28 protein-coding genes are annotated in these 26,319 nt (G+C 66.0%); 17 read left to right on the top strand and 11 right to left on the bottom strand.

Annotated features, from left to right (window positions below; translation table 11 throughout):
* Positions 1-34 precede the first annotated feature (34 nt).
* Genes WM2015_RS08720 through lptG form a run of 4 tightly spaced genes read left to right on the top strand, consistent with a single transcriptional unit; the run spans position 35 to position 4,099 of the window.
* Positions 35-1,180: an N-acetyltransferase gene (locus WM2015_RS08720; protein ID WP_211260918.1), complete on the top strand. Its 1,146-nt coding sequence runs from the start codon at positions 35-37 to the stop codon at positions 1,178-1,180.
* Positions 1,177-1,974, top strand: a complete 798-nt coding sequence (locus WM2015_RS08715; protein ID WP_169751133.1) for a nucleotidyltransferase family protein — start codon at positions 1,177-1,179, stop codon at positions 1,972-1,974. Before WM2015_RS08720 ends, WM2015_RS08715 begins: the two co-directional genes overlap by 4 nt.
* Complete coding sequence (lptF, locus tag WM2015_RS08710; protein WP_049725672.1) at positions 1,965-3,032, top strand: LPS export ABC transporter permease LptF; 1,068 nt, start codon at positions 1,965-1,967, stop codon at positions 3,030-3,032. Before WM2015_RS08715 ends, lptF begins: the two co-directional genes overlap by 10 nt.
* Complete coding sequence (gene lptG, locus WM2015_RS08705) at positions 3,029-4,099, top strand: LPS export ABC transporter permease LptG (RefSeq protein WP_049725671.1); 1,071 nt, start codon at positions 3,029-3,031, stop codon at positions 4,097-4,099. The genes lptF and lptG overlap by 4 nt, the downstream gene beginning before the upstream one ends.
* Positions 4,100-4,162: 63 nt before the next feature.
* Here the strand turns inward: lptG and WM2015_RS08700 are convergent, their stop codons facing one another.
* Positions 4,163-4,501, bottom strand: a complete 339-nt coding sequence (locus WM2015_RS08700) for a high-potential iron-sulfur protein (protein WP_082169584.1) — start codon at positions 4,499-4,501, stop codon at positions 4,163-4,165.
* Between the two features lie 69 nt (positions 4,502-4,570).
* Between WM2015_RS08700 and WM2015_RS08695 the strand changes: the two genes are divergently transcribed.
* Positions 4,571-5,194, top strand: a complete 624-nt coding sequence (locus tag WM2015_RS08695) for an alpha-ketoglutarate-dependent dioxygenase AlkB family protein (RefSeq protein WP_211260917.1) — start codon at positions 4,571-4,573, stop codon at positions 5,192-5,194.
* Here WM2015_RS08695 and WM2015_RS08690 read toward each other — a convergent pair.
* Genes WM2015_RS08690 through gluQRS form a run of 4 tightly spaced genes read right to left on the bottom strand, consistent with a single transcriptional unit; the run spans position 5,163 to position 8,650 of the window.
* Positions 5,163-5,450 carry an exodeoxyribonuclease VII small subunit gene (locus WM2015_RS08690; protein ID WP_049725669.1) on the bottom strand — a complete coding sequence of 96 codons (288 nt, stop codon included), beginning with the start codon at positions 5,448-5,450 and terminating at the stop codon, positions 5,163-5,165. The genes WM2015_RS08695 and WM2015_RS08690 overlap by 32 nt on opposite strands.
* Entirely contained in the window at positions 5,447-6,751 is a 1,305-nt protein-coding gene (gene tilS / locus WM2015_RS08685; protein WP_049725668.1) for a tRNA lysidine(34) synthetase TilS, read from the bottom strand. Before tilS ends, WM2015_RS08690 begins: the two co-directional genes overlap by 4 nt.
* Positions 6,748-7,707: an acetyl-CoA carboxylase carboxyltransferase subunit alpha gene (locus WM2015_RS08680; protein ID WP_049725667.1), complete on the bottom strand. Its 960-nt coding sequence runs from the start codon at positions 7,705-7,707 to the stop codon at positions 6,748-6,750. The genes tilS and WM2015_RS08680 overlap by 4 nt, the downstream gene beginning before the upstream one ends.
* A gap of 46 nt (positions 7,708-7,753) precedes the next feature.
* On the bottom strand, positions 7,754-8,650 hold the full coding sequence (gene gluQRS, locus WM2015_RS08675) for a tRNA glutamyl-Q(34) synthetase GluQRS (RefSeq protein ID WP_049725666.1): 897 nt from the start codon (positions 8,648-8,650) through the stop codon (positions 7,754-7,756).
* 111 nt (positions 8,651-8,761) lie between these two features.
* On the opposite strand from gluQRS, the gene htpX reads away from it, so the two are divergent.
* Positions 8,762-9,643, top strand: a complete 882-nt coding sequence (gene htpX / locus WM2015_RS08670; RefSeq protein ID WP_049725665.1) for a protease HtpX — start codon at positions 8,762-8,764, stop codon at positions 9,641-9,643.
* 54 nt (positions 9,644-9,697) lie between these two features.
* Here htpX and WM2015_RS08665 read toward each other — a convergent pair whose 3' ends face one another.
* Both WM2015_RS08665 and epmB read right to left on the bottom strand, forming a co-directional pair.
* Complete coding sequence (locus WM2015_RS08665) at positions 9,698-11,758, bottom strand: EAL domain-containing response regulator (RefSeq protein ID WP_049725664.1); 2,061 nt, start codon at positions 11,756-11,758, stop codon at positions 9,698-9,700.
* A gap of 64 nt (positions 11,759-11,822) precedes the next feature.
* On the bottom strand, positions 11,823-12,788 hold the full coding sequence (gene epmB / locus WM2015_RS08660; RefSeq protein ID WP_245609750.1) for an EF-P beta-lysylation protein EpmB: 966 nt from the start codon (positions 12,786-12,788) through the stop codon (positions 11,823-11,825).
* A 126-nt stretch (positions 12,789-12,914) separates the two neighbouring features.
* On the opposite strand from epmB, the gene efp reads away from it, so the two are divergent.
* From efp to WM2015_RS08630, 6 genes are read left to right on the top strand one after another with little or no spacing between them, the layout of a single operon-like run.
* Positions 12,915-13,484 carry an elongation factor P gene (efp, locus tag WM2015_RS08655; RefSeq protein WP_049725662.1) on the top strand — a complete coding sequence of 190 codons (570 nt, stop codon included), beginning with the start codon at positions 12,915-12,917 and terminating at the stop codon, positions 13,482-13,484.
* A gap of 5 nt (positions 13,485-13,489) precedes the next feature.
* Complete coding sequence (locus WM2015_RS08650) at positions 13,490-14,806, top strand: TRZ/ATZ family hydrolase (protein ID WP_049725661.1); 1,317 nt, start codon at positions 13,490-13,492, stop codon at positions 14,804-14,806.
* A gap of 14 nt (positions 14,807-14,820) precedes the next feature.
* Positions 14,821-15,543 (top strand): bifunctional 2-polyprenyl-6-hydroxyphenol methylase/3-demethylubiquinol 3-O-methyltransferase UbiG, encoded by a 723-nt coding sequence (gene ubiG / locus WM2015_RS08645; RefSeq protein ID WP_049725660.1) that lies wholly within the window; start codon positions 14,821-14,823, stop codon positions 15,541-15,543.
* Complete coding sequence (locus tag WM2015_RS08640; protein ID WP_082169582.1) at positions 15,540-16,205, top strand: HAD family hydrolase; 666 nt, start codon at positions 15,540-15,542, stop codon at positions 16,203-16,205. The genes ubiG and WM2015_RS08640 overlap by 4 nt, the downstream gene beginning before the upstream one ends.
* A 38-nt stretch (positions 16,206-16,243) precedes the next feature.
* Positions 16,244-17,131: an Hsp33 family molecular chaperone HslO gene (gene hslO, locus WM2015_RS08635; RefSeq protein WP_156201017.1), complete on the top strand. Its 888-nt coding sequence runs from the start codon at positions 16,244-16,246 to the stop codon at positions 17,129-17,131.
* Entirely contained in the window at positions 17,131-17,976 is an 846-nt protein-coding gene (locus WM2015_RS08630) for a phytoene/squalene synthase family protein (protein WP_049725658.1), read from the top strand. Before hslO ends, WM2015_RS08630 begins: the two co-directional genes overlap by 1 nt.
* Positions 17,977-17,981: 5 nt before the next feature.
* Here WM2015_RS08630 and WM2015_RS08625 read toward each other — a convergent pair whose 3' ends face one another.
* Both WM2015_RS08625 and WM2015_RS08620 read right to left on the bottom strand, forming a co-directional pair.
* Positions 17,982-18,494: a Slp family lipoprotein gene (locus WM2015_RS08625; RefSeq protein WP_169751132.1), complete on the bottom strand. Its 513-nt coding sequence runs from the start codon at positions 18,492-18,494 to the stop codon at positions 17,982-17,984.
* Positions 18,484-18,768, bottom strand: coding sequence for an FmdB family zinc ribbon protein (locus WM2015_RS08620; RefSeq protein ID WP_049725656.1), 285 nt, complete (start codon positions 18,766-18,768; stop codon positions 18,484-18,486). Before WM2015_RS08620 ends, WM2015_RS08625 begins: the two co-directional genes overlap by 11 nt.
* Before the next feature lie 78 nt (positions 18,769-18,846).
* On the opposite strand from WM2015_RS08620, the gene WM2015_RS08615 reads away from it, so the two are divergent.
* The 5 genes from WM2015_RS08615 to WM2015_RS08595 all read left to right on the top strand — a co-directional run bounded on the left by WM2015_RS08615 (position 18,847) and on the right by WM2015_RS08595 (position 24,758).
* Positions 18,847-19,545, top strand: coding sequence for an SDR family NAD(P)-dependent oxidoreductase (locus WM2015_RS08615; RefSeq protein WP_169751131.1), 699 nt, complete (start codon positions 18,847-18,849; stop codon positions 19,543-19,545).
* Positions 19,535-19,879 (top strand): histidine triad nucleotide-binding protein, encoded by a 345-nt coding sequence (locus WM2015_RS08610; RefSeq protein ID WP_049725654.1) that lies wholly within the window; start codon positions 19,535-19,537, stop codon positions 19,877-19,879. The genes WM2015_RS08615 and WM2015_RS08610 overlap by 11 nt, the downstream gene beginning before the upstream one ends.
* 126 nt (positions 19,880-20,005) lie before the next feature.
* The gene (locus WM2015_RS08605) at positions 20,006-22,273 is read left to right on the top strand and encodes an ATPase, T2SS/T4P/T4SS family (protein ID WP_082169578.1); all 2,268 of its coding nucleotides are present in this window, start codon (positions 20,006-20,008) and stop codon (positions 22,271-22,273) included.
* Positions 22,270-23,361, top strand: coding sequence for an ATP-binding protein (locus WM2015_RS08600; protein ID WP_049725653.1), 1,092 nt, complete (start codon positions 22,270-22,272; stop codon positions 23,359-23,361). Before WM2015_RS08605 ends, WM2015_RS08600 begins: the two co-directional genes overlap by 4 nt.
* A 38-nt stretch (positions 23,362-23,399) precedes the next feature.
* Positions 23,400-24,758, top strand: a complete 1,359-nt coding sequence (locus tag WM2015_RS08595) for an aminotransferase (RefSeq protein WP_049725652.1) — start codon at positions 23,400-23,402, stop codon at positions 24,756-24,758.
* 17 nt (positions 24,759-24,775) lie between these two features.
* On the opposite strand, the gene WM2015_RS08590 is transcribed toward WM2015_RS08595, so the two are convergent.
* Both WM2015_RS08590 and serA read right to left on the bottom strand, forming a co-directional pair.
* The gene (locus WM2015_RS08590) at positions 24,776-25,054 is read right to left on the bottom strand and encodes a GNAT family N-acetyltransferase (protein ID WP_049725651.1); all 279 of its coding nucleotides are present in this window, start codon (positions 25,052-25,054) and stop codon (positions 24,776-24,778) included.
* A gap of 23 nt (positions 25,055-25,077) precedes the next feature.
* Entirely contained in the window at positions 25,078-26,301 is a 1,224-nt protein-coding gene (gene serA / locus WM2015_RS08585) for a phosphoglycerate dehydrogenase (RefSeq protein ID WP_049725650.1), read from the bottom strand.
* Between the last annotated feature and the right edge of the window lie 18 nt (positions 26,302-26,319).

Genomic DNA, 26,319 nt, shown 5'->3' with positions numbered 1-26,319 from the left:
CTGGCCGGCCCGGCCCGGTGTCCGGAGCCCGGCGATGAACTCGACGCTTCGGGTCGAGGCGGTGAGCGACCGTCGGGCGATGCGTCGATTCCTGAGCGCCGCTCGCGGGATTCAGGGTCAGGATCCGAACTGGGTCGAGCCATTGCGCATGGAGCGCCGCCATCAGTGGTCGGCGCGCCATCCCTTCTTCGAGCATGCCGAAGCACAGGCCTTTCTGGCCCTGCGCGGGGACGATGCCGTGGGCACGATCAGCGCCCAGATCGACCGTCTGGCGCCGTCGGTCGACGGTCGACGGCTGGGCTGGTTCGGGCAACTCGAAGGGATCGATGACGGCGAGGTCTTCGCCGGCCTGCTCCGAGCGGCATCGGATTGGTTGAGCGAGCGGGGCTGTGGCTGGCTGCGTGGGCCCTTCGATCTGGGGATCAACCAGGGCTGCGGCCTGCTCGTCGAAGGGCGGGAGACGCCGCCGATGCTGATGATGAATCATGCACCGGCCTACTATGCCGAACGACTCGAAGCCTGCGGCCTGGTCAAGGCCATGGACCTGCTCGCCTATCTGCTGCCGCCGGACTTCGAGCCGCCGGCGGCCATGCAGCGCCTCACTCGCCGTCTGGATGGGCGCCTTCGCCTCCGGCCACTGGACTTTTCGCGCTATGATGAAGAGCTTGAACTGCTGCGTGACATCTTCAACGATGCCTGGTCCGACAACTGGGGCTTCGTGCCGCTGACCGGGGCAGAATTCCGGGCAATGGGCAAGGACCTTCGCCAGATCATCCGGCCCGCCTACACCTGCGTCGCCGAGGTCGATGGTGAAGCGGCCGGCTTCATCGTCGCGCTGCCCAATATCAACGAGTTGATCGCCGACCTGAATGGGCGGCTACTGCCGTTCGGCTGGGCCCGGCTGCTCTGGCGTCTGAAGCGCCGTCTGGCGACGACGGCCCGGGTGCCTCTGATGGGGGTTCGCAAGGCGCACCAGCGCGGTCCGATGGGAGCGGCAGTGAGTTTTTCGATGATCGAACAGGTCCGCCAGGCGCTCGAGGCCGATGGGGTGGGTCAGGTCGAGCTGAGCTGGATTCTGGAAAGCAATCGCGGAATGAACTCCATGATCGAAGCGATGGGCGGTGATCTGTACAAGCGTTATCGCCTCTACGAATGCGAGCTGCCGGTGGCGGTCCGATGAACGTCATCGTGCTGGCCGGTGATCGCGGCCCGAACGATCCGCTGGCCCGCCAGGCCGGCGTGCCCGGCAAGACCCTGGTGCCGGTCGCCGGCCGAGCGATGCTGACCCGAGTGCTCGATAGCCTGGGGGCCTGGCCACGGGCCGCAGAGCTGGCGGTCGTCGCCCCCGCGTCGGACGCCTACGAACAGGCCATCGAGGCCGCGAATCTGTCCGTGCCGGTCACGCTCGTGGCGCCGGCCGACTCACCGAGTCGCAGCGTGGGCAAGGCCCTGGCCGCGCTGGGCGATGAGCGTCCCGTCATGCTGGTCACGGCGGATCATCCCCTGTTGTCGCCTGACTGGCTGGAGGGCCTGTGCGGTGAGGGCGAGGACGATCTGCGCGTTGGCCTGGTCGATCATGCGGGTGTTCGTGCGCGCTTCCCCGACAGTCGACGCACGCGCTATCGCTTTGCCGATCTCGAATTGGGTGGCACCAACCTGTTCCAGTTCCGCAGTCGCCGGGCCGACGCGGTGCTCGAACTCTGGCAGCGGGTCGAGCGGGAACGCAAGAAGCCCTGGAAGATCGTCTCCCTGGTCGGCTGGAGCAATCTGGCACGCTACCTGGCCGGGCGGCTGCGCGTCGATGAGGCCTTCGAGGCCCTGTCCGAGCGGCTGGGCTTCTCGATCGACTATCGTCTCGTGCCCGATCCGCTGAGCGCGGTGGACGTGGATACGCCGGAGGACCTGCGCCTGGTCGAAGGCCTCATCGATGCGCGTTGCCGTGCATCGGCCGAGCCAGCGAGTCCATGCACCTGATCGAGCGCTATCTTGCCCGCGAGGTGCTGCGGCCCGTGCTGTCGGTGCTGGCCTTTCTGCTGGTCGTCGTGCTGGTCTTCTACGCCAGCCAGCTGCTGGCCCGGGCCGCGGCCGAGAGCCTGCCTCTGGGCACGGTCATGACCATGGCCGTGCTGCGACTGATGCTCTACCTGGATGTGCTGGTGCCGGCCTCGGTGCTGCTGGGCGTGGTCATCGGTCTGGGACGACTGCAGGCCGGCCACGAGATCGAAGCGATGGCGGCCGGTGGAGCAGGGCGCCAGCGGATCCTCTTCGGTCTGGCCTACTGGGTCTTGATCGTGGCCTTGATCGTGGCCTGTCTGTCGCTGTTGTTCCGGCCCTGGGCCTACTCGACGCTCTATGCGCTGGAGCGGGATCTGGCCGCCGAGCTGGACCTGAGCCGCATCGAGCCCGGGCGCTTCCAGGTCGGTGATCAGCAGTGGCTGATCTATGCCGAGTCCGCTTCGAACGGTGGGCTCGATCAGGTTCTCGTGCATCAGCGCCAGCCCGGTTTTCAGGGCGTGCTTCGGGCCGAGCGTCTCGAGCAGGCCGTGGCCCAGGAAGACCGGATGCGATTGATCTTCACCGGCAATGTGCAGAGCTATCGCATCGTTCCGGGCGGCGAGGACGATCTGATCGGGCACTTCGACCGCTTCGAGGTCGAGTTCGAGACGCGACCGCCGCCGCGCCGCGAGCAGCTCAGGCGGGCGATGTCCACGACCGAGTTGCTGGCACACGACAGCCCCATCGAACGAGCCGAACTGCAGTGGCGGCTCCTGTCGCCGCTGTCGGTGATCGCCCTGGCCCTGCTCGGCATGGCCATGAGCCGCATCAATCCGCGCCAGGGTCAGTCGGCTCGGGTGTTGGGAGCCAGCCTGGCCGGAACCCTGTACTTCAGCGTCCTGGGCGTGTTGATGAACTGGCTGGAGCAGGCCAGCCTGCCGGCGCTGCCGGGCCTGTTCGTGTTGCCGATGAGCCTGATGCTGATCCTGGGCGCTCGCTTTCTGCTGTTCCAGCGTGGGCCGGGGAGCGTGCTGTGAAGCTGTCGACGCGCTATCTGCTCAACACCCTGGGCGGGGCCTACCTGGTGGCGGCCACGGCCATCGGGGCATTGCTCTGGCTCTTGCACATGCTGGAGAATCTGGAGCAGGGCCTGTCCGGCTCGGCCGACCTGTTGCTGGCCGGCCTGTCGGCCTTGCGCCAGCTTCCAGAGGGTCTGATCGACCTGCTGCCCGTGATCACCGTCCTGGCGACGGCGGCGGCCATGGGCAGCCTGCAGGCACGCAATGAACTGACCATTCTCAGAGTCTCCGGTCTGTCGATCTGGCGCTTGACCGGCCTGGCGCTGATTCCGGGCCTGGTGGTTTCCTTGCTGGCGCTGTCCGCGCTGCAGTGGGTCACCCCGGAGATCCGGCAGAGTCCTGAGCGGCTGCTGGGCGCTTCCCTGGGAGAGAGCGGGCTCTGGCACCCCTCGCACGGACTGTGGATCCGGTCAGGCAATGAATTTCTCAATGTCCAGGAGCTTCGCCTGGGGCGGATTCCGACCGGCATCAACCTGTACCAGTTCGCCGAGGATGGACAGCTGCAGCGCCAGATCCGCGCGGGCGACGCGCTCGTGCGACCGGATGGTCGGTGGCTGCTGGAAGACGTTCGGATCCGGGACTTCAACGCCTCGCCGGAGGCCTATTTCGAGCGCCTGGACTCCCTGAGCTGGGATTCCTTCCTGACCGCGCGGCAGCTGGAGCTGCTGCTGCTGCCCCCGGCCTCTCTCGCCCTCAGCGATTTGTGGCAGTACGTCGGGGGTCTGAAGCAGCGCGGCCAGGACGTGGCCGAGTTCGAGATGGTCCTCTGGAAGCGCCTGGCGCTGCCGCTGACCTGCCTGGTCATGGTGCTGGCCGCCATGGCCACGGCCGCCGTGCCGCTGAAGAGCCGGGCGGTGAGCGTGCGTCTGGTCGGGGCGCTGGTGCTGGGGCTCGGTTTCCAGATGCTGACCGAACTCGCAACCTACCTGGGCCTGCTGTTGAATTGGCCGGTCATGGTCGTGGCGCTGGCGCCGCCGTTCTTCCTGGCCGGACTGGCCTGGTGGCTGCTGGCGCGGGCTCGCTGAGCCCGGATAGAAAACGGGCCGGCGAGGTGCCGGCCCGTTGAACGGATCGAAGCTGGTTCGGGATCAACCCTGGCGCTGCACCCAGGCATTGCACCAGCCTTCCTTCGCGACCTGCTTGCCGGGGAAGATGGCGCAGTTGAACCAGTCGGCACTCAGATCGCCCTGGGCCAGCTGACAGTTGGAGCACATCTGACCGGGCGCGTAGCGCGTCCAGGTTTCGCGGTCGACCTCTTCGAAGTGGTGGACATAACCCAGTGCGGCCGCCTGCGGCGAGGCCGGGTCGAGCTGGTTGTCCTGCGCCCAGGCCTGACCGCTGGACAGGCGGGACAGGGTCGGAAGCATGAGGGCCAGCGAGCCCGCACCCAGGTATTTGAAAAGATCACGTCGACTGCATGTTTTCATGGAATTCTCCTGCTTGTGGTGTACTTGGCTCTCCTGAGGTGAATATTAGCATTTTCGGATCATTCATTGATGAAGGTCACTGCCTCGATGATCAGCATTTCTTCCACCGACGCTGGTGAATGGTGGTTGCCGCCGGCGGGGCGAATTGAGTACCTGCCGGACTGGATTCAGGCGAGCGAGGCCGACCGTCTGTATCAGGTCCTGGAGCGTTCACTCGACTGGCAGCAGCGACCGATCAAGTTGTTCGGGCGCGAGGTTCTCCAGCCGCGTCTGACCGCTTTTCACGGTGAGCCGGGCATCAGCTATGCCTACTCGGGCAAGCGCCTGAGCGCCACGGGCTGGCCGGAGCCGCTGCTCGGGCTGGTGCGTCGATTGAACGAGCGCCTGGGTGGGGGCTTCAACAGCGTGCTGTGCAATCTCTATCGGAACGGGCAGGACTCGATGGGATGGCATGCCGACGACGAGGCCGAGCTCGGTCCCGATCCCCTGATCGCATCGATCAGTCTGGGCGGACGCCGGCGGTTCCGGCTCAAAGCCCGCAGCGGCGCCGGGCGCTATCAGTTCGAGCCGGCGCACGGCAGCTTGCTGCTGATGGCCGGCGACCTCCAGCATCACTGGCTGCACGAGGTCCCGAAGACCCGGCAGGCCGTCGCACCGAGGATCAATCTGACGTTTCGGCGGATTCTGGCTTGAAGTCGCTGGCCCGGTCTTCCTGGTCCGGATCGCTGAGGAGACTGACCTTCTGACGGGCCCCGTCGATCAGTTCATGGCAGCGACGGCTCAGGCGGATGCCTTTCTCGAAGTGCTCGAGTGAATCGGCCAGTGCCAGGTCGCCGCTTTCCAGGGCTTCGACCAGGGACTCGAGTTGCTCGAGGGCGGCTTCGAAATCCAGCGCTTCGGCCTGATCGGACTGGCTGGAGGATGATCTGGAATCGGACTTCTTGCTCATGGCGCGAAGTCTAACCGATCCCAGCGCAGCTCGAGGCCCTCGGCCGCCAGTCGATCGGCAAAGCCCGGATCGAGCCAGTCCGTGCCGAGTGCTACGAGTTGGTCGTCGAGCCGGATCCGCGGCCAGGCGGTGCGCGACCAGGGCGGAATATCGCGCTCGGCCAGCCACTGCTGAACGAGTCGCCGCGGTCCATCGGGCCTCGGGCGGAAGCGTTCGCCGGCCCGACCACTGGACACCGTCAGGCCAGGGAGCCGACTGGTTCCGTTCAGCCGTAACACCCCCAGCGGCGGGGGCAGCTGAAGCGGCTCTCCCGGCGGCCAGTCCAGGGTGTAGTCCTGCGGCCAGCTTTCGACGTCCAGCCACAGCCCGCTGCGCCATGCGCGCAGGGCCAGGCCGGACCAGCGGAGTTCGGGCTGACGGTCTGCCCGGGCCTCGGCCAGCTGCTCGATCAGGCTGTCGAGGCGACGTCCCGGCGGGCGGGGCAGGCCCAGGCGGTCGCACCAGCTCAGCAGCAGTTGGGCCTGGCGATAGCTGGAGAGCGATTGCAGGCGGTCCAGGCGCAGGCAGCCTGCTTCGCCCAGGCAGTCCGCCAGATCCCGTTCGGCAAACGCTTCGAGCTCCTCTGCGGCGGCGCCGGCCAGCCGGGCGCTGCGCAGGATGGCGCGATCCAGCCCGGGCCAGCGTTCTCTCAGGCTCGGAAGGATGTCCTGGCGAAGGAAGTTCCGATCGAAATGGGACAGGGTATTGGAGGGGTCCTCGATCCAGTTCAGGTCGAGGTCTCGAAGTCGATCCAGAATCTGCTCGCGGCTCCAGTCCAGGAGCGGTCGAGCGAGCCAGCCCGGGCCGAGGCGTCGGAGCCGGGGAATGCCGGCCAGGCCAGCCGGACCTGCACCGCGCAGCAGACGCAGCAGGACGGTCTCGATCTGGTCGTCGCGGTGATGGGCCGTGAGCAGGGTGGTTTCTGCGTCCATATGCCGTTGCAGTGCGGCATAGCGGGCTTCTCGCGCCCGGGCCTCGACATTGCCCTGTCGAGGCAGCTGCAGGCGCTCGACACGGCAGGGAAGATCGAGGGCGGCGGCCAGATCGGCGGCTTGTCGGGCACGCGTCGCACTGTGCTCGTCCAGGGCGTGATCGACGTGCACGCAGATCAGCTCGCGTGGCGTGGTCGAGCGTTTGAGTTCCTGTGCCAGGCAGACCGAATCCGGACCGCCACTGAAGGCGATGAGGAGCGGGCCCCGGCCTGGCAGCTCGGAGGGCGAGGGGTGAAGTGGCGGTCCGGCGTCAGACAGCCGCGGGCTCACGCGCGATCGAAGGCCGCGAAGCTCATCAGGCGCTGATAGCGTGCCTCGAGCCGCTCCGAAGCGCTCATCTGGCGCAGCGCGTCGATCTGGGCGACGATGGTCTCGCGCAGGCGCACGGCGACCTGCTGCGGTGAGCGATGCGCGCCCCCGGCCGGTTCCTTGATGACCTTGTCGATGAGCTTCAGGGATTTCAGGCGGCGCGCCGTCAGGCCCAGGGCCCCCGCGGCCGTTTCCGCCTTGCCCGCATCCTTCCAGAGGATGGAGGCACAGCCTTCCGGCGAGATCACCGAATAGACGCTGTACTGCAGCATATTGGTCCGGTCTCCGACACCGATGGCGAGTGCACCGCCGGAGCCGCCTTCGCCGATCACGTTGCAGATGATCGGGACTTCGAGGCGGGCCATCACGGCCAGGTTCTTGGCAATGGCTTCGGACTGCCCCCGCTCCTCGGCACCGACGCCGGGGTAGGCGCCCGGGGTGTCGATGAAGGTCACGATCGGCAGGCCGAAACGCTCGGCCATTTCCATCAGGCGCTGGGCCTTGCGATAGCCTTCCGGTCGGGGCATGCCGAAGTTGCGCTGCACCTTTTCCTTGGTGTCACGGCCCTTCTGATGTCCGATGACCATGAAGCCCTGGCCGTCCAGCGAGGCCAGGCCACCGACGATGGCCTTGTCATCGGCGAAGTGGCGGTCGCCGTGAAGTTCTTCGAAGCGGTCGAAGATCATCGGAATGTAGTCGAGCGTGTAGGGCCGCTGCGGATGCCTGGCGAGCTGGGAGATCTGCCAGTCGCTGAGTTCGGCGAAGATCGACTCGGTTCGTTCCCGGCACTTGGCCTCCAGGCGCTGGATTTCCTCTTCGAGATTGATCGAATTGTCCGAACCGACGTGCCGCAGCTCTCGGATCTTGGCTTCGAGTTCGGCGATCGGCTGTTCGAAGTCGAGGTAGTTGGGGTTCATGGTCAGGCGCTGGCGGGGCGTGAAGGGGAAGCCTGTGAGTATAGCTTCAGGCCGCCTGGGGATGAACCCCGAGTTGAACCGGGCCTCTCGGCACGCGCTCGATGGACCAGTGCTCGATGGCCCAGCTCAGCAGGCTATCGATGCGCTCGAGGCCCTCGGGGGGAGGATGGCCGAGCAGGCCGAGCGCGAGGCGCAGGTTGGCGGCGGGCTCGCTGGCGTGGATCGGATCATCGGCCTCGGATTTGCTCAGCTTACGACCCTGAGCGTCGGTGATCAGGGGCAGGTGGGCGTAGCGTGGTGGCGCCAGCCCGAGGGCGCGATAGACCAGGATCTGGCGGCCGGTGGAGTCGATCAGGTCGGCACCGCGGACGACCTCCGTCACGCCGGCTCGGGCATCGTCCACGACGACGGCCAGTTGGTAGGCGTACAGACCATCGGCCCGCCGGATGACGAAATCGCCGGTCTCGCGGTACGGATTCTGGTGGTATTCGCCCTGGATCAGATCGTCGAAGTGGACCTCCTCGTCCTCGCAACGCAAGCGAATGCTGCGTGCTTTCCGGCCGGGCGGGAGGCCGTTCCGACAGGTGCCGGGGTAGCGACCGTCGGGCGGCAGGTCCGCTCGCGAGCAGGCACAGGGATAGGCGCGGCCGGCGTCGATGAGTGCCTCGACGGCTTCCTGGTGTGCGGCGGTCGAGTCGATCTGCCAGACCACCGGGCGGTCGCTGACCAGGCCGTGCCGAGCGAGGGTCTCGATCTGCGTATGGCCCGCGCCGGGGACTTCCCTGGGTGGGTCGATGTTCTCGATTCTCACCAGCCATTGGCCGTCCTGTGCCCGGATGTTCAGGTAGCTTCCCAGGGCCGCGACCAGCGAACCGAAGTGCAGATCACCGGTGGGCGAGGGGGCGAAGCGACCGACCGGGCGCCCACCTTGGGAGACTTGCATTCGAGCCTTCATGCGCCCATTTTACGAACAGCCTCGCTGCGAGGCACGCCCGGTCGATCCCCAGTGAGCGACGGGTCGTTGGCGTTCAACGAAACCCTAGGAGATTGCCCCATGCGCCGTATCGCGCTGTTTCTTGGAACCAACCTGGCCGTGCTGATGGTGCTCGGCGTGGTGATGAATCTGCTCCAGCCCTGGCTGGTCCGGCAGGGCATCGATGTCAACATGGCGGCGACCCTGATCATCGCCCTGGTGTTCGGCATGGGCGGTGCGTTCATTTCTCTGCTGATGTCCAAGCGCATGGCGCTGATGAGCACGCGAGCCAAGGTCATCGACTCGCCGGCCAACGAGACCGAGCGCTGGCTGGTCGCGACCGTGGAGAAGCAGGCGCGCGAAGCCGGGATCGGCATGCCGGATGTGGCCATCTACGATGCGCCCGAGCCGAATGCCTTCGCGACGGGCGCGTCGCGCAACAATGCCCTGGTGGCCGTCAGTACAGGACTGCTGCGCTCGATGCGGCCGAACGAGGTCGAGGCCGTGCTCGCCCACGAGGTCAGTCATGTGGCCAACGGTGACATGATCACCATGACCCTGCTTCAGGGCGTGCTCAACACCTTCGTATTGCTGCTGTCGCGCATTCTCGGCCAGCTGATCGATCGGGTCGTGTTCAAGAGCGATCGTGGCCATGGGCCGGGCTACTGGATCAGTGTGATCGTCCTGCAGCTGGTGCTCGGCGTGCTGGCCAGCCTGATCGTGATGGCCTTCTCACGCTGGCGTGAATTCCGGGCCGATGCCGGCGGCGCTCGTCTGGCCGGTCGCCAGAACATGATGGCCGCCCTGCAGCGATTGAAGAGCGCCCATGGCCCGGCGCAGCTTCCCGAGTCCGTCGAAGCCTTCGGGATCCGAGGGCGCGTGGGTGGTGGCCTGCGTCGACTGCTGATGAGCCATCCGCCGCTGGACGAACGCATCGAAGCGCTGGCCAGAGGGCAGGGCTGAACCACCGTCGGACAAGGGGCGGGGGCTGGTCCGCTCGGACCAGCCCTCGAGCGTTCAGATCGAGGCTTCTTCGCGCACGAAGTCACCCTGAACGAGGGTGATGCCGAACTGCCACAGGGTGGCCAGATCGCCCGTGTGTTCCACCTTGGGCGCGATCACCCGGGCCTGGTGCTCGGAGGCGCAGGCCACCACACTGGACAGGCTCTGCCGCAGCGCGTCGTTGCCGCTCAGATTCTGGATCATTTCCGGCGCCAGGCGCAGGTAGTCGATCTCCAGGTGGCGCAGCAGCGGTTCGCACTCGGCGTCCGGGCCCACGTCGCAGAGGGCGAAGTGCGACCCCGTCGGCTTGAATCGTTCGATGAAGGACTGGGCCCGGCGCAGCTTGTCGCGCACTTCCGGCTCCCGGAAGCCCCAGATCAGATGCTGCGGGTCGAGCTGGCCGCCTTTGATCATGTTGTTGATCTTGCCCAGGACCGACTCGTCGCTGAGCGTGTCGAGGCATAGCGGGACGAGCCAGTAGTGGGCGTCTCCGGTCTGCTTCTCCGCCAGGGCCGAAGCCAGGCGGCGGAGCATGTCTTCGTCGAGCTTCGGCGCGAGGTCGAGGCTCGCGGCAGCGGGCAGGTAGGCCGAGGGCATCAGCACCTCGTCGCTGTCCTCGGTACGCAGCCGGGTCTCCACTTCGTTGATCAGGAAGCTGTCATCGTCCATGCTCGTGATCGGTGAGGTCACCAGCCTGAATTCGTCGTTGTCCAGCGCGTGGTGCAGTCGCTCCGCCCAGGCCGCATCGTCCTCGCCGGCTTCGCCGCTGACGCGCGGGCGGTAGCGGACGTAGGCGTTGCCGCCCGCCCGCAGGGCTTCGCTGAGGGCCGAATCGGCCTGCACGACCAAGGCGTCGGGATCGGCGAGCTCGCTACCGGCGACGGCCAGGCCGACGCTGGCCGACACGGTCAGGCTGGTGTCGCGTACGTCGATGATTCGGCCGGAGCAGTGGTCGATGACCCTGGCCGCGATCTGTTCGGCTTCTTCACGATTCTTGCTGTCGATCAGGATGCCGAAGCGATGGTCGCTGACGCGCGCCATGGCGACGTTTTCCCCGACCGCCTGGGCGAACAGTTTTGCGGATTCCTGGATCAGGGCGTCGGTCGCTCCGAGGCCCAGCTTGGACTGGAGCTGATCGTGCTTGTCGAGGCTGGCCAGCAGCACGGCCATGCCGGCATGGTCTTCGCGGCTGCTCGCCTGCTCGCGGCAGCGTTCCAGGAAGGCCGGTCGATTGAGCAGGCCGGTGAGCATGTCCGAGGTCTTGAGCTTCTCCAGTTCCCTGGCAAGTTCCGGATCGGCCTGAGAAACCTGCTCGCGCACCAGCATCTGTGCGCAGTACTCGCCGCCGTAGCGCGCTGAAGAGAAGGCGACCGTGGCCTGAAAATCGCTGCCGTCCTGGCGATGGGCATTGAGGGTCATCGCCTCTTCGGGGATTTCGTCCCTGGACAGGGCCTTGAGGACCTTCTTCAGGTCCGGACCGCTGTCCCCGGAAGACAGCAGATCCAGCATCGACAGGCCTTCGAGATCCTCGAAGCTCTCGTAGTTGAACAGTTCGAGGTAGGCCCGGTTCGCGTAGATGTGCAGGCCTTCGTGTAGATAGGCGATCGCTTCGCTGGAGCTGTCGAGCAGCAGGGTGTAGCGGCTCTCGATCTCTTCCAGACGCTTCAGGGCGGTTCTTGCATCGCGCCGTGCCCGCACCGACTCGACCAGGAACAAAGACAGTCGCTTCATCTGCCGGGGATTGGTGGTAAAGACCAGACCTTCCACGCCGGTCGCTGCCGCGGCCACCGCCGAGCGGGCATCGTCGGCCTTGATGACCCCCATGATCGGCACCGGGTCTTCCTGGTCGCGAGCCAGGCGCCCGACCGTTTCGAGCAGACCGAGGTCATTCGGGTCGATTCGGATCACGACCATGTCGACGTCATCGGTCTCGAAGGTTCGACTGACGGCGTTGCTGGTGTCGGCGAACAGGGTTCGGACGACAGCGTCCTCGCCCAGCATCTGGACGAGTTCTCGAGGCGCGCTGGGGTCATCGGTGACCACGAGGATGCGGATTTCGGTGATCGGGCTTGCCATGCAGCGATTCCTGAAATGGGCGATTGAGGACCGGGTTTCTGATCGTCCCTTGTCAAGGGGACTGCTAAAGGACCGGCAGTTTGTACGGTGCGCCTGCCTCTTCTCGAACCAAACGAGGGACAAGATACCCCGACAAGCGTCTGCGCATCACGTCGAGCAAGCGCAGTGCAGTCCGACGGTCGCACTCGAACCGGGCTGCCCCCTCGACCCGGTCCAGAAGATGCAGGTAATAAGGTACCACGCCGGCTTCGAAGCTGCGCTGCATCAGCGCGATCATTGCCTGCTCATCGTCATTGACTCCTCGCAGCAGCACGCTCTGGTTGAACAGCACGGCGCCGGCTCCGCGCAGTCGGGCCATCGCCCGATCCACGTCAGCGTCGAATTCCCTGGCGTGATTGGCATGCACGACCACGACCGTGGACCAGGGCAGGGACTGCAGCCAGGCGAGTAGTTCCTCGTCGATCCGACTCGGCAGGACGATCGGCAGGCGGGTGTGCAGGCGAAGACGGCGCAGGCTGCCGACCGCGCGGAGGCGATCAGTGAGCCCCTGCAGTCGTCGCGTGTCTAGCATCAGCGGATCGCCGCCGGAGAGGATGACTTCCTCGACTTCCGGATGTTCGAGCAGATACTCGATCAGGTGGTCGAGTCCGGCCTCGTCGAAATGATCACTGGCATAGGGATAGGACTGGCGGAAGCAGTATCGGCAGTGCACCGCGCAGGCGCCGGTGGTGATCAACAGGACTCGTCCGTGATACTTGTGCAGCAGACCGCGATGGCGGCGGCTGGCGGCATCGCCCACCGGATCGGCCACGAAACCGGGCACGGACTCGAGTTCGCCCGGGTCTGGCAGGACCTGGCGGAGCAGTGGATCGTCGGCGCGACCCTGCTCCATGCGAGCGGCGAAGGCGCGGGGCACGAGCATCGGAAAGGGCTGCGCGTCGGGCAGGGACAGCTGCGCCCGACTCAAGCCGAGAAAGTCCAGCAGGGGACCGGGTTGCCGAAAGGCCTGCCGCAGCTCATCGCGCCACAAGGATGGCTTGGGCGTCGACGGGCTTCGCGCTAGAATAGGGGATTGCATTCGGCTCAAGCAGTTTGCGTCCTCGCCCCCGTTGGAAGCGTTGTTCTGACCGGGGCGTCATTGTAATTCGGAGAGAGCATGGCGACCTACAGCACCAATGAATTCAAATCCGGCCTGAAGATCATTCTGGACGGCGATCCCTACACCATCGTGGAAAACGAGTTCGTCAAGCCCGGCAAGGGCCAGGCCTTCAGCCGCGTGCGTGTCCGCAACCTGAAGACCGGCCGAACGATCGAGAAGACTTTCAAGTCCGGGGATACGGTCGAGGCGGCCGATGTCTTCGAGAAGGAAATCCAGTTCCTGTATTCGGATGGCGAGTTCTGGCATTTCATGGACACGGAGACCTTCGAGCAGCTCGCCGCCGACAAGTCGGCCATCGGTGATCAGGCGCAGTGGCTGAAGGAAGAGGACATGTGCCAGGTCACGCTCTGGAACGGTCAGCCCCTGACCGTCATGCCTCCGAACTTCGTCGAGCTGAAGATCGTCGAGACCGACCCGGGCCTGAAGGGCGACACCTCGGGAAGCGGTGGCAAGCCGGCGACCCTGGAAACCGGGGCGACCGTGCGCGTGCCGCTGTTCGTGCAGGAAGGTGAGGTGATCCGCGTCGATACCCGCAAGGGTGAGTACGTCTCGCGAGTCAAGGACTGACGGGCATGTCCGAGCTCCGCGCGCTGCTGCCGGAATGGGTCGTCCCGGTCTGTCCCGAGAACGAGGTGCTGGACGGGCATGCGGTGCTGATCGAGGGTGATCGCATCCTCGATGTGATCGCCGTCGATCAGCTGGACGAGGCCTATCCCGGCGCGGTTCGGCAGGCCCTGCCGGGATGCGCACTCATTCCCGGACTGATCAACGCGCACGCGCACTCGGCGATGGCCCTGATGCGCGGTCTGGCCGATGATCTGCCGCTGATGCGCTGGCTGCAAGACCATATCTGGCCGGCGGAGCAGCGCTGGGTCGGCCCCGATTTCGTGCGCGCTGGATCGGAGCTGGCCATCGCCGAAATGCTGCTCGGCGGGACGACCTGCTTCAACGACAACTATTTCTTCCCCGATGTCACGGCGGCCACCGCCGTGCAGGCCGGCATGCGCGCGGTGCTGGGGTTGCCGGTGATCAGCCTGCCGACGGCCTGGGCCCAGACCGAAGACGAGTACTTCAGTCGAGGCCTCGAGGTGCATCAGTCGCTCCGGTCCGAGGCCCTGCTCAGCACGGCCTTTGCGCCGCACGCGCCCTACACCGTCAGCGATTCCGCGTTCCGGCGCATGCGTGAGCTGGCCGAAGAGATGGACATCCCGATCCATCTGCATCTGCTCGAGGCCGACGGCGAGATCGAAGGCTCGAAGAAGGAGCACGGTCTGCATCCCCTCGACCGGCTCGATCGGCTGGGGCTGTTGAGTCCTCGCTTGCTGGCCGTGCACATGACGCAGCTGACTCCGACCGACATGGATCGAGTCGCTCGTGCCGGCGTCAGCGTGCTGCACTGTCCCGCATCGAACCTCAAGCTGGCCAGCGGCATCTGCCCGGTGGCCGAGCTGGACAAGCGAGGTGTCAACATCGCCATCGGTACCGACGGTGCGGCCAGCAACAACACCCTGGACATGTTTGCCGAGATGCGGCTGGCCGCCCTGTTGGCCAAAGGCGCCAGCGGTGACCCCGAGGCCGTTCCGGCGGCGCGCGCCTTGTCGATGGCCACCATTCACGGTGCGCGGGCACTCGGGCTGGACGGGGAGATCGGATCGATCGAGAAGGGCAAGCAGGCCGACCTGGTCGCGGTCCAGCTCGACCATCTGCAGACCGCTCCAGTGCATCATGTCATCTCCCAGCTGGTCTACGCCTGTTCCAGCCGTCAGGTCGAGCAGGTGTGGGTGGCCGGGCGCCAGGTCGTGGCCGGCGGCGAGCTGCAGCATCTCGACATGGAACGCATCGCTCGCCAGACCCGTGAATGGCATCGACGCCTTGCTGACTTCGAGTAGGGAGACTTTGCCCGATGAACGAGCACACTGAACGAGTCGCCAATCTCGATCCCGCCGAAGCCAGCAAGTTCGACGCCCTGGCTGCGCGCTGGTGGGACCCCGAAGGCGATTTCCGCCCCCTGCACGATATCAATGGGCCGCGCGTGGCCTGGATTGCCGAGCGTTGTCGCATCGCCGGCTCGCGCGTGGTGGATATCGGCTGTGGCGGCGGCCTGCTCTGCGAAGGGCTTGCCGAGAAAGGCGCCAGGGTCACGGGACTGGATGCGGCGAGCAAGCCGCTGGCGGTCGCTCGCCTGCATCGTGCCGAATCCGGCCTGGAGATCGATTACCGGCAGGGCACGGCCGAGGAGCTGGCCGAGGAACTGCCGGCCGAATTCGACGTGGTCTGCTGCCTGGAAATGCTCGAGCACGTGCCCGATCCGGCCAGCACGGTGGCTGCCTGCGCCGAGCTCGCGCGGCCGGGGGGTGAGCTGTTCTTCTCGACCATCAATCGAAGTCCACTGGCCTGGGCCGGAGCGATCGTGGGGGCCGAATACCTGCTTGGCCTGCTGCCGCGCGGCACGCATCGCTACGATCGTCTGATCCGTCCCTCGGAGCTCGCGGCGGCTTGTCGGCAGGCCGGCCTCGAGGTGCTCGAGATCACCGGCATGAGCTACAACCCTTTTTCGCGCACGGTTCGGATCGGGGGGAGGCCGTCCATCAACTACCTGCTGCACGCCCGCCGGCCGAGCTCGTGAGCGAGCGGCCTTGCCGGGCGCTGTTGTTCGATCTCGACGGCACCCTGGTGGATACGGCGCCGGATCTCGTCGGCACTCTGAACGATCTGCGCCTGCGCCGAGGGCTTCCGGCGCTGCCCGAGGCGCAGCTTCGCCCCGCAGCCACGCGCGGTGCCCTGGGGCTGATCGATGCGGGCTTCGGACCCCTGGTCGAGGCGGAGCGCGAATCCCTTCGCGAGGAGTTCCTGGCGCACTATCGAACCCGGCTCTGGAAGCACAGCGCGCCGTTCCCCGAGGTCGCCGAAGGCCTCGAGGCGCTGCGCGCGGCGGGGTATCGGCTGGCCATCGTGACCAACAAGGTCGAAGCACTGGCCAGGCCGGTTGTGGAATGTGCCGGCTGGCACCATCTATTCGACACCCTGGTCGCCGGTGACACGACAGCGCGCCCCAAGCCCGACCCCTTGCCGGTGCAGACGGCCTGCGAACGTCTGGGCGTGGCGCCGGAACAGTCGATCTTCCTGGGTGACGATGAGCGGGATGTCGTGGCCGGGCGTGCGGCAGGAACTCGCACGGTCATCGCGGCCTGGGGCTACATCGAGGACCCGAGTCGGCTCCCGCACTGGGGCGGCGACCGGGTGATCGAGCGATTCGGGCAACTGTTCGAACTGCTGCCCGGGACTTGAACAGCCAGCGCCGCCCTGCGGCAGACACGAGCGAGATCATGCAAGACACGAAAGACCAACTTCAGCGTTTGATGTTCGAAGAGATCAATGCGCGCTGCGTGCGCGTGCATCTGTGCGAAGTCCTCAAGGAGGCCATCGGAAGCGATCGCTATCCCGCGTCGGTCGAGCAACTGCTGGCCGAAGGCCTGCTGGTGGCGGGTCTGCTGTCGTCCGGCCTCAAGTTCGAAGGCAGGATCAGTCTGCAGCTGCAGAGCTCGGGGCCGTTGAAGTTCCTGCTGGCCGACTGCACCGATGACGGTGGCATGCGCTGTGTCGCTCGCCTGGCCGAAGACGCACTGCTGCCGGAGTCGCGTGACGCCCTCTGGCAGAGCCTTCGTCAGGGCGGAATTCTCACTCTGACCCTCGAGCCGACGCAGGCCGGTGAGCGCTGGCAGGGCATCGTTCCGCTGGAAGGGCGCGATCTGGCCGAGGCGCTCGAGTCCTACTTCGAGCGCTCGGAGCAATTGGCCACTCGCTTGCGCCTGGCCGTCGACGGGACGCAGGGCAGTGCGCTGATGATCCAGAAGATGCCTGGCGAAGGCAGCGATGAGGACGGCTGGAATCGGCTCGAACATCTCGTCGGCACGGTCGGTGACCGGGAGCTGCTCGACGTCGCTGACGAACGCCTGTTCCATCGTCTGTTCCATGCCGAGGAGCGACGCCAGTTTCCCGCTCGGCCATTGCGATTCCATTGCCCCTGCTCGCGCGCCCGCGTCGAGCGAGTGCTGATCGGTCTGGGCGCCGAGGAGATTCGGTCGATGGTGGAGGCCGCCGAGACCGTCGAAGTCCAGTGCGAATTCTGTGGTAAATCCTACGCCTTCGACCCCGTGCAGCTCGCCGTTCTCATGGACGAGGCGCCGACGGCCGAATCCCGGACCCTGCACTGATGGATGCGCTGGCCTGGTGCCGGGACCGCATGCTGGTGCCGGGAAACCCGATGGCGGCGAGCCTGGCGTTCGCTCCCGACGACGAGCGGGATGCCATCCTGGCCCTGCGCACCCTGGTGGGGGAGCTCGGTGCCCTGGCCGAAATTTCCGAGGCCTCGGTGGCCGAGGCCAAGCTGGGCTGGTGGCGAGAGACCCTGCGGGACGAGCACTCGCCGGGCCGTCGGCATCCCGTTGTCCAGGCACTCGAGCAAACCGAGGTCCTGCAGCGCGTGCCGGCCTCCGAGTTCGAGTCGGTGGCCGACGCCATCGCCACGCTGGAAGCACGGCCCCGCTTCGAGCGGGTGTCGGAGCTCAGGGCCTTCTGCCTGCGCATCGGCGGGCCGATGGGCCGGCTGGAGTCGCGACTGCTGGACGCTGATCAGGGGCTGACCGAGCGTTTCGCCGAACTGGCGGCGGCCGCCTATCTGGTGCGACTGGTTCGTGATCTGGCCATTGATGCCCGCGCCGAGCGTTGGTGGGTGCCACTGGAGCTGCAGGCCGACTATCAGGTCTCGCGCAACGACGTCATTGCAGGCCAGGCCGGCACCGGCTTCGATGGCCTCGTCAGAAGCCTCATCCACGAAGCCATGAGCCAGGCACGCCTGGCCATCGACGGCCTGGACCGCGAGTCAGGCTGGCGGCACCGCCATCTGCTCATCCATTGGAGTCTGGACCGTCGCCTGGCCCTGATGATCGATCGGAAGCCGCGTCGCTTGCTGGATCAGCGACTGCTGCCGTCCCACGCCGGCAATGTCTGGCGCGCCTGGCGCACGGCGCGTCGTCTACGTCGGGGAAAGGCGATCTGAACGGCTCAGAGCCGGATGCCGATACCGAAATTCCAGCGCCAGTGCGGTGACCACATCATCGGATCCGAGGGCCACAGGTGCAGCTTTTCGATGTCCATGGTGGGGTGCAGGTAATCGTAGTCGCCGACGGCCCGAATCCGGGTCCCGCTGACGGTCCCGAGGATCGTGACGAAACGGCCGGGCGCGAAGGTGAGGGGCTCCAGATAGCCTGGCTGCTCGGCGATGAAGCGCACGCCGGGTTCATAGTGGAGGCGGGGACGGTCGGCCCGGTCGAGGGGCAGGCTGGCCACCACCAGCAGGGTTCGATCGGCGCGGTTCTCGACCTCGACGATGCGCCCACCCCAGACGACGAGTTCACCGACCAGGCTCTGGTCTTCGAGTACGTGGGCCGGGCCCACTGGCGCGATCTCCTCGCCATCGGTGGCGACCGGGCTGGTGGCACAGGCGACCAGCAGCAGGCTGGCCGACAGCAAAAGGGCGAGTCCGAGCCCTGGCTTGGGGTAGGCGTCAATCCGCACTGATGACCCCCGGGCCTTTGCCGGCCGTCTTCTCGTACACACCCTTGCCGATCTTCTTGTACTGGGTGAAGCCCGCCTTCTCGATGTTCGATTCCTTCAGCCGATGGGACTGGCCGGCCACCACATTCGGCGATGAAATGATCCGCCGCACGGCGGCCAGGCATTCGGGGCAGTGCTCGAGGGGCGGGTCGGACAGGCGCTGGAGCACGCTGAAGGTCTGCTTGCAGTGCTCGCAGCCCGGCGCTTCGTCGTTGATGTATTCGTAGAACGGCATATGGAGAACTATGGTGGCGTACGAGATGGAAGTCAATCTGCGACAATGCCGGTTTTTAGTCGTGGAGACTCGGGTCGAATGACGCAATCGGAGAAACCCTTGTGGCTGGTCACCGGAGCGGCCGGCACCCTGGGCGCCGAGCTGGTCCGCCAGCTGCTGGCGGCGGGCAATGACTGCATCGCGCTGGACAAGAACGAAGCCGCGCTCAATCAGCTGCACGACCAGCTGGCCGAGCAGGGCAGGCCTGTGCCGGTCCTGCTGCCGCTGGACCTGGCCGGCGCCGGGCCGGCGGACTACGAGCAGGTGGCGTCGACGGTCGAAGCGCAGTTCGGTCGCCTCGATGGCCTGATTCACAATGCGGCGGCCTTCGTGGCCCTGCGGCCGCTGGCTCATCAACCGGCGGAGGAGTGGATGCGGATCCTGCAGACCGGTCTGACCGGCCCGCAATTGTTGAGCAACGCACTACTGGGTCTGATGCAGGCCACCGAGGGCGCTCGACTGGTGTTCATTTCCGACCGCCATTGCCTGGAGCGCCCGGGGCACTGGGCGGCCTACGGCGTGGCCCAGGCCGGGCGTGCCTGGATGGCCAGGACTTTGGCTCGAGAGCTCGGCGCCGCCGGGCCGCGGGTCATGGAGATCGATCCAGGGCCCTTCTTCAGTGCACTGAGATCCGCTGCCTGGCCCGCGGCCAGGCCGGAGGAGTTCGACGCGATCGAGCAGGTGGCGACCCGCGTGCTCGAGCAAATCAACAAGGAGCAAGACGAACATGTCCACTGATCTTTTCGAACGCATCATCCGCCGCGAGATTCCGGCCGACATCGTTCACGAGACCGATGACATCCTGGCGTTTCGCGACGTCAATCCTCAGGCGCCGGTGCACATTCTTATCATCCCCAAGCAGCGGGTGGCGACGATCAACGATATCAAGGACGATCAGGCCGAGCTGGTCGGTCGCATGGTGCTCACGGCGCGACAGCTGGCCGCCGACGAGGGTCTGGCCGAGGACGGCTACCGGCTGGTGATGAACTGCAATGAGCACGGCGGGCAGTCGGTCTTCCATATCCACCTGCATCTGCTTGGCGGTCGCCAGATGAACTGGCCGCCGGGCTGAGGGCTCGGAGCTTTGCAAGCCGGTGCATTTCTGATAATTTGAAGATAAGGTCGCCCCGTCCGGGCGGCCAGCAAACGAAGACCATGAAAGGGGGGTCGACGTCATGCTCATTCAGGGCATTCAGTCGTGAACGCGCGTCTGTCGGAACACCAGGTGGCGCACATCGTCGACCGGATCGACCGGTCACGATTCGTGGCCTCTCCCGATCTCCGCCACGTCATCTCCGGTCGGACCATCCCACCCCGCAATGCGATGCGCCATCTGCTGACCCTGATGGGCGAAGTGCCCAGCGGGGCCCGGGTGCTCGTGGTCGGCGGTGGTTCCGGTTATCTTCCGGCCTTGATGGCCTGTACCAGCGATCGGGTCTGCGTTCTCGAGAAAGAACCTGCGATCGCCGAGATCGCACGCGCCAATCTCGCCCGCATCGGCCTGGAGCGGGTCGAGGTCCGCGTCGGCCGGGGCGAAGACGGCTGGCCGGAACGCTCGGCGCGCTTCGATCTGATTCTTTCGGTCTGCAGTCTCGACCGTCTCGACGTGCTGCTGGATCAGCTGAGCGAGGACGGCTTTCTCTATACCCTCGAGGGCCCCGAGCGTGAGCATCCGGTGCTGATCCAGCGGCAGGCGGGTGCCGAAGACGGCGCGCCGCGGGCGCTCGGCACGGTGATCTTTTCCCGCTCGAGCAGCCAGATCCTGATCGACCTCGGTTTCGTCGAGCCGGCGATGCTCGACCGGGCTCGTGAGGAGGCCCACCGTCGGCACGAACCGGTCCTGGCCGTGATCCGAAATCGACTGGGCCTGGAAGACGCGGATTTCTACCGTACTCTGGCCCGCCAACGCGACATGAAGTTCGTTGGCGCCGACGAGGTGCTCCAGCGGCTCGACAGCGAGCTCTTCCACCGCTATTCGCGCACTTTCCTCGACAATCGCCGGGTGCTGCCGGTGTCCCTGGGCGATGAGGGCCTGGTCGTGGTGACCGACAACCCGGACCTCAGCCAGGACGAGGCAATGGGCATGGAGGCCTGCGGGCGAGTGCGCTGCCTGCTGGTCACGCCGACCGATTTCCGGCGCATCTGGTCGGCCCTGGAGTTGACCGAGCGAAGCGAACAGATGCTGAGCTGGTCCGAGTCGCCGAGCGAGCAGGCGAGCAATCAGGACCTGCTCGAACTGTCGAAGAACGAGATCAGCCACTATCTGGTGTCGATCTACGAAGCGATCCTGCTCGACGCCGTCAGCGCCAATGCCAGTGACGTGCACGTCGAACGCTACGGGAACCGCATCCGCATCCGGATCCGTTCCGATGGCGAACTGCACGATCTGACCCACTATCGATTGACGCCCAGGGACCACGCGGGCCTGATCAACGTGATCAAGGTGCGGGCGGAAATCAACATCGCCGAGCGACGCCTGCCGCAGGGCGGCCGCTCGCACATGCGCGTCGGCAACACCAACTACGACCTCCGGGTCCAGATCCAGCCTTCCCTGCATGGGGAGCACGCGGTCATTCGTCTGCTCTCGCAGACCGGTCGCGTGCTCGGCCTGGACGAACTGGGCATGGCGACCACCGTGGCCGGCCACTACGAGCGCCTGCTCGACAACCCCGCCGGTCTGGTGCTGGTCGTGGGCCCGACGGGATCGGGCAAGTCGACGACCCTGTACGCCGGCCTTCAGCAGCTGGCCGACGACGGCCGACGCAAGGTGATCACGGTCGAAGACCCGATCGAGTATTCGATCGACAACATCCAGCAGACTCGCGCTCGCCCGGACATCGGTTTCGGCTTCGCCGATGCCATGCGGTCCTTCGTTCGCCAGGACCCCGACGTCATCCTGGTCGGTGAGATCCGCGACCGTGAAACCGCGCTGGAGGCGATTCGCGCCTCGCAGACGGGGCACCTGGTGCTTTCGACCCTGCACAGCAACGACTCCGTCGACGCCATGCAGCGCATGTACGATCTCGAGGTGCTGCCCAATTCGCTCGCCAGCGAGCTCAGGGCGGTCATCGCGCAGCGCCTGGCTAAACGCATCTGCCCCAATTGCCGGCAGCAGGTCGAGCCGGACCCGCGCATCCTGCGCGAGCTGTTCCCGGAACAGGTGCCCAGCGAATTCAAGTGCTATGAAGGTCGAGGCTGCGTCGACTGCGGAGGGCGGGGCACCCATGGCCGTATCGCCGTCGTCGAGTTCCTGCAGGTCAACGATGAACTGCGCGACCTGATCTCGCGGCGGCCGGCGATCGGAGAGCTCCGCTGGCGTGCCCTCGACAATGGCCTGATCACCATGCGCGACAGTGCGCTGGATCACGTCATCGAAGGCATCATCCCGATGTCCGAGTTGCCACGCCTGTTGCCCCAGGACCGGATGGCCCCCGAGCAGCGCGGCGGACGGAGGACCGCGACATGAGCCGGAAGAAAATCACGCTGCAGCGTCAGCCGGCAGAAATGATGTTCAGCGAGGAGCTCAAGCGCCTCAAGGACTGGGACTCGCATCCCGTTCCGCCGGGCTGGAATCTGTCGCCGATCGCGGTCGAGGCCTTCGTGCTCGGTCACCCGGAGCTGAACGTCGAGCCCAAGGTGGTGGCCGATCCCGGCGTCATCACCCGCGTCATCATCGGCCTGCTGACCGACCGAGGCTGCCTGCTCATCGGCGAGCCCGGGACGGCCAAGTCCTGGATCTCGGAGCTGGTGGCGGCAGCGATTTCCGGCGATTCCTCCCTGACCCTGCAGGGTGGCGCCGTGGCCGAGGTCGGCCAGCTGCTCTACACCTGGAACCGGGCCATCCTGGCCGAGCGTGGTCCGTGCATGGAAGCACTGGTCCCCAGTCCGATCTATCGGGGCATGCGCGACGGCAAGATGGTGCGCTTCGAGGAGGTCGCGCGCTGTCCACAGCCGCTGCAGGACGCGCTGCTGTCGATCCTGTCCGATCGGGTCATCACCATCCCTGAACTCAGTGGCAAGGACGGAGTGCTCTACGCCCGCGCCGGCTTCAACGTCATCGCGACCTCCAACAGCGTCGATGAAGGCGTGCATCACATGAGTGCCGCCCTCAAGCGCCGCATGAATTTTGAAATGATCCATCCGATCCGACAACTGGCCGACGAGATCGAGGTCGTCGACCGCGAAGTGCGGCGACTCAATCGCATGGCCGAACTCGAGGTGGACATGGACGAGTCGGTCATCGAGGTTCTGGTGACCATCTTCCACGAGTTGCGCAACGGCCAGACCCTGGACGGACGCAGCACGGACCGCCTGGCCGGCGCCACCATGTCGACGGCCGAAGCGGTCGGCGTGGGGCATGCCATGAGCGTGCACGCCTACTATTACAACGAGGGCCGCCTCGGTCTCGACCAGCTGGTGCATTTCATCATCGGCTCGGCGCTGAAGGACCATCCTGAAGACCGGCGGCGCCTGCGTCATTTCTTCGATACGGAAATCGCCAAGCGCAAGTCGCATGCCTGGCGGGCGGTCTGGGCGCAGCGCGAGCTGATCTGATAGCATGGCGCGCCGTCGCCCGCACCGGAAGCCCTGACGTGACTTCGACCCTTGCCCAGCAGGACCTCGACCATCTGTTTCATCCCGCCACCGACCTTCGCGGACTGCGCGAAAGCGGACCGATCATCTGGTCGCGCGGGCAGGGCGTCTACATCTGGGATCAGGACGGCCGTCAGTATCTGGAGGGCATGGCCGGGCTCTGGTGCACGGCGCTCGGCTACGGCGAGAAGGAGCTGGCGCGCGTGGCCGCCGAGCAGATGGAGACCTTCTGCTACGGGCCGCTGTTCGCCGGCCGCAGCAACGAGCCGAGCATTCGCCTGGCGACTCGCCTGTCCCGATGGGTACCGATCGAGGGTGCGCGCTTTCTGTTCGGTTGTTCCGGCTCGGATGCCAACGACGCGCAGATCAAGCTGATTCGCTATTACTACAACGCCATCGGCAAGCCCGAGAAGCGCAAGATCCTCTCCCGTGGCAATGCCTATCATGGCGTGACCGTGGCCACGGCGGCTCTGACCGGGCTGCCGGCCTTCCATCGGCATTTCGACTTGCCGATGGACGATGTGATTCACCTGGGCTCGCCGCATTACTACCGCTTCGCTGAACCTGGCGAAAGCGAGGCGGCCTTCGTCGAGCGCAGGGCTCGCGAGCTCGAGGAAGTGATCGAGCGCGAGGGCGCCGACCGGATCGCGGCCATGATCGCCGAGCCTCTGATGGGCGCCGGTGGCGTGATCCTGCCGCCGGCCGGCTACTGGGAACGCATCCAGCCCATTCTGGATCGCAACGACATCCTGCTCATCGACGACGAGGTCGTGTGCGGTTTCGGGCGGACGGGCCAGGCCTTCGGCTGCCAGACCTACGGGATGAAACCGGCCACGATGACCATGGCCAAGGCCCTGTCATCGGCGTACCAGCCGATCTCCGCCGTGGCCGTGCCGCCGTTCATGTACGAGGCGATCGAAGAAGCGGCCGGCGGTGTCGGTCTGTTCGCTCATGGCCTGACCTATTCGGGCCATCCCGTGGCGGCGGCGGTGGCCGACCGCAATCTCGAACTGATGGAGGAGCGCGGCCTGGTGGAACACGCCGCTCGGATGGGCGAGCGCCTGCAGGCCCGTCTGGCGCCGCTGGCCGATCATCCCCTGGTCGGCAATCTTCGCGGAATCGGGCTGATCGCTGGACTGGAACTCGCCGCGGACAAGGCGGCTCGGCAAGCCTTCGAGCCGAGCGCGAAGATGGGTTTCAAGGTGGCTGCCGCCTGTCTGGATGCAGGCCTGGTGGTGCGCGCCATTCCCGGCGACATCATCGCCGTCTGTCCGCCCCTGATCATCAATGAGGTCCAGGTCGACGAGCTGGTCGACAAGCTCTCCACGGGCCTCGACCGGGTGGCTGCGACTCTCTAGTTTCCCCGCGCTGGGCCTCAGCGCTCGGCCAGCAGGTCCTGGTATTCGGGGTGACGCTGGATCCAGGTGTCGACGTAGGGACAGGCGGGGTCGACCTTCAGGCCCTGTTCGCGAGCCCAGTCGAGTGCGTGCCGGGTCAGGCGACCGGCCAGGCCCTGGCCACCCACCGCTTTCGGTACGCGTACGCTAAGCATCCTGGCCATGCCGTCGCCAAGTCGCATTTCCAGCACGCAGAGATGGCCGTCGACGGTCAGTTCGAAGCGGCTGTCGGCTTCGTTGAAGTGGATCGAATTCATCGTGGTCTCCTTCGCGAGGACCTTCAGTACAGGTAGCGGGTGCGGATCGTGGCCGGCACGCGATCGAGTTCTGCCACCAGGGCCGGCGTGTCGGGTGCTTCGACGTCCATCACCACGTAGCCGATGTCGGGCAGGGTCTGCAGATACTGCGAAACGATATTGATGCCGGCCGCGGAAAAGATCGCGTTGATGGCCTGTAGCACGCCGGGCTCGTTGCGATGGATGTGCATGATGCGCCGCGCGCCGACATGGTCGGGCAGGGTGACTTCGGGGAAGTTGACCGCGCCCATCGTCGACCCGTTGTCCGAATAGCGGACCAGTTTGGCGGCGACATCCAGGGCGATGTTTTCCTGCGCCTCGTGGGTGCTGCCACCGATGTGCGGAGTGAGCAGGACGTTGTCCATGCCGCGCAGCTCGGACCGGAACTCCTCGCCCGCGCTCGAGGGCTCGACGGGGAAGACATCCAGCGCCGCACCCGCGATGTGACCGCTGCGCAGGGCCTCGGCGAGCGCCGGTATGTCGACCACCTTGCCGCGGGAGGCGTTGATCAGATGGCTTCCCGCGCGCATGGTCTTCAGGGCTCTGGCGTCGATCAGTCCGCGTGTCAACTCCGTGTCGGGGACGTGCAGGCTGACCACCTGGGCCGCGTCCAGCAGGACGTTCAGGCTTTCGACCGGTTCGGCGTTGCCCAGCGGCAGCTTGTCGACGATGTCGTGATAGATCACCTTCATCCCCAGGCCTTCGGCGAGAATGCCGAGCTGGGAGCCGATGTGGCCATAACCGACGATGCCGAGCACCTTGCCGCGTACTTCGTGCGAGCCGGTGGCCGTCTTCAGCCATTGACCTCGCTGGGCCGCCATGTGCTTGGCGGGAATGCCACGCATCAGCATGATGATTTCGGCCAGAACCAGCTCGGCCACGGAACGGGTGTTGGCGTAGGGGGCATTGAAGACCGGGATTCCGCGCTTGCGGGCGGCGTCCAGATCGACCTGGTCGGTGCCGATGCAGAAACAGCCGATGGCGGTCAGTCGCTTGGCGCGATCCAGGAGCTCGTCGCTCAGATGCGTGCGCGAGCGGATGCCCAGAAAATGCGCGTCTTCGATCGCCTCGATCAGCGCCTCGTCGTCCAGCGCCCCGGAACGGGTGCTCAGACTGCTGTAGCCGGCCTGCCGAATATGATCGGCGGCGCGTTCATGGATGCCTTCTAGGAGGACGAAATTGATCTTTTCCTTGGACAGGGAATGCATGAAACGTCTCGTGTCGCC

Origin of the sequence: Wenzhouxiangella marina (assembly GCF_001187785.1) — a bacterium.
GTDB lineage: Bacteria > Pseudomonadota > Gammaproteobacteria > Xanthomonadales > Wenzhouxiangellaceae > Wenzhouxiangella > Wenzhouxiangella marina.
Note: the sequence above shows the minus strand (reverse complement) of the source record. Positions and strands in the feature narration are given on the sequence as shown.

What these genes read in the sequence shown, in the direction of transcription:
- WM2015_RS08720 (WP_211260918.1), top strand. Translation starts at nt 35, where the DNA reads ATGAACTCGACGCTTCGGGTCGAGGCGGTGAGCGACCGTCGGGCGATG.
- WM2015_RS08715 (WP_169751133.1), top strand. Translation starts at nt 1,177, where the DNA reads ATGAACGTCATCGTGCTGGCCGGTGATCGCGGCCCGAACGATCCGCTG.
- lptF (WP_049725672.1), top strand. Translation starts at nt 1,965, where the DNA reads ATGCACCTGATCGAGCGCTATCTTGCCCGCGAGGTGCTGCGGCCCGTG.
- WM2015_RS08700 (WP_082169584.1), bottom strand. Translation starts at nt 4,501, where the DNA reads ATGAAAACATGCAGTCGACGTGATCTTTTCAAATACCTGGGTGCGGGC.
- WM2015_RS08695 (WP_211260917.1), top strand. Translation starts at nt 4,571, where the DNA reads ATGAAGGTCACTGCCTCGATGATCAGCATTTCTTCCACCGACGCTGGT.
- WM2015_RS08690 (WP_049725669.1), bottom strand. Translation starts at nt 5,450, where the DNA reads ATGAGCAAGAAGTCCGATTCCAGATCATCCTCCAGCCAGTCCGATCAG.
- WM2015_RS08680 (WP_049725667.1), bottom strand. Translation starts at nt 7,707, where the DNA reads ATGAACCCCAACTACCTCGACTTCGAACAGCCGATCGCCGAACTCGAA.
- gluQRS (WP_049725666.1), bottom strand. Translation starts at nt 8,650, where the DNA reads ATGCAAGTCTCCCAAGGTGGGCGCCCGGTCGGTCGCTTCGCCCCCTCG.
- htpX (WP_049725665.1), top strand. Translation starts at nt 8,762, where the DNA reads ATGCGCCGTATCGCGCTGTTTCTTGGAACCAACCTGGCCGTGCTGATG.
- WM2015_RS08665 (WP_049725664.1), bottom strand. Translation starts at nt 11,758, where the DNA reads ATGGCAAGCCCGATCACCGAAATCCGCATCCTCGTGGTCACCGATGAC.
- efp (WP_049725662.1), top strand. Translation starts at nt 12,915, where the DNA reads ATGGCGACCTACAGCACCAATGAATTCAAATCCGGCCTGAAGATCATT.
- WM2015_RS08650 (WP_049725661.1), top strand. Translation starts at nt 13,490, where the DNA reads ATGTCCGAGCTCCGCGCGCTGCTGCCGGAATGGGTCGTCCCGGTCTGT.
- ubiG (WP_049725660.1), top strand. Translation starts at nt 14,821, where the DNA reads ATGAACGAGCACACTGAACGAGTCGCCAATCTCGATCCCGCCGAAGCC.
- hslO (WP_156201017.1), top strand. Translation starts at nt 16,244, where the DNA reads ATGCAAGACACGAAAGACCAACTTCAGCGTTTGATGTTCGAAGAGATC.
- WM2015_RS08630 (WP_049725658.1), top strand. Translation starts at nt 17,131, where the DNA reads ATGGATGCGCTGGCCTGGTGCCGGGACCGCATGCTGGTGCCGGGAAAC.
- WM2015_RS08620 (WP_049725656.1), bottom strand. Translation starts at nt 18,768, where the DNA reads ATGCCGTTCTACGAATACATCAACGACGAAGCGCCGGGCTGCGAGCAC.
- WM2015_RS08615 (WP_169751131.1), top strand. Translation starts at nt 18,847, where the DNA reads ATGACGCAATCGGAGAAACCCTTGTGGCTGGTCACCGGAGCGGCCGGC.
- WM2015_RS08610 (WP_049725654.1), top strand. Translation starts at nt 19,535, where the DNA reads ATGTCCACTGATCTTTTCGAACGCATCATCCGCCGCGAGATTCCGGCC.
- WM2015_RS08600 (WP_049725653.1), top strand. Translation starts at nt 22,270, where the DNA reads ATGAGCCGGAAGAAAATCACGCTGCAGCGTCAGCCGGCAGAAATGATG.
- WM2015_RS08590 (WP_049725651.1), bottom strand. Translation starts at nt 25,054, where the DNA reads ATGAATTCGATCCACTTCAACGAAGCCGACAGCCGCTTCGAACTGACC.
- serA (WP_049725650.1), bottom strand. Translation starts at nt 26,301, where the DNA reads ATGCATTCCCTGTCCAAGGAAAAGATCAATTTCGTCCTCCTAGAAGGC.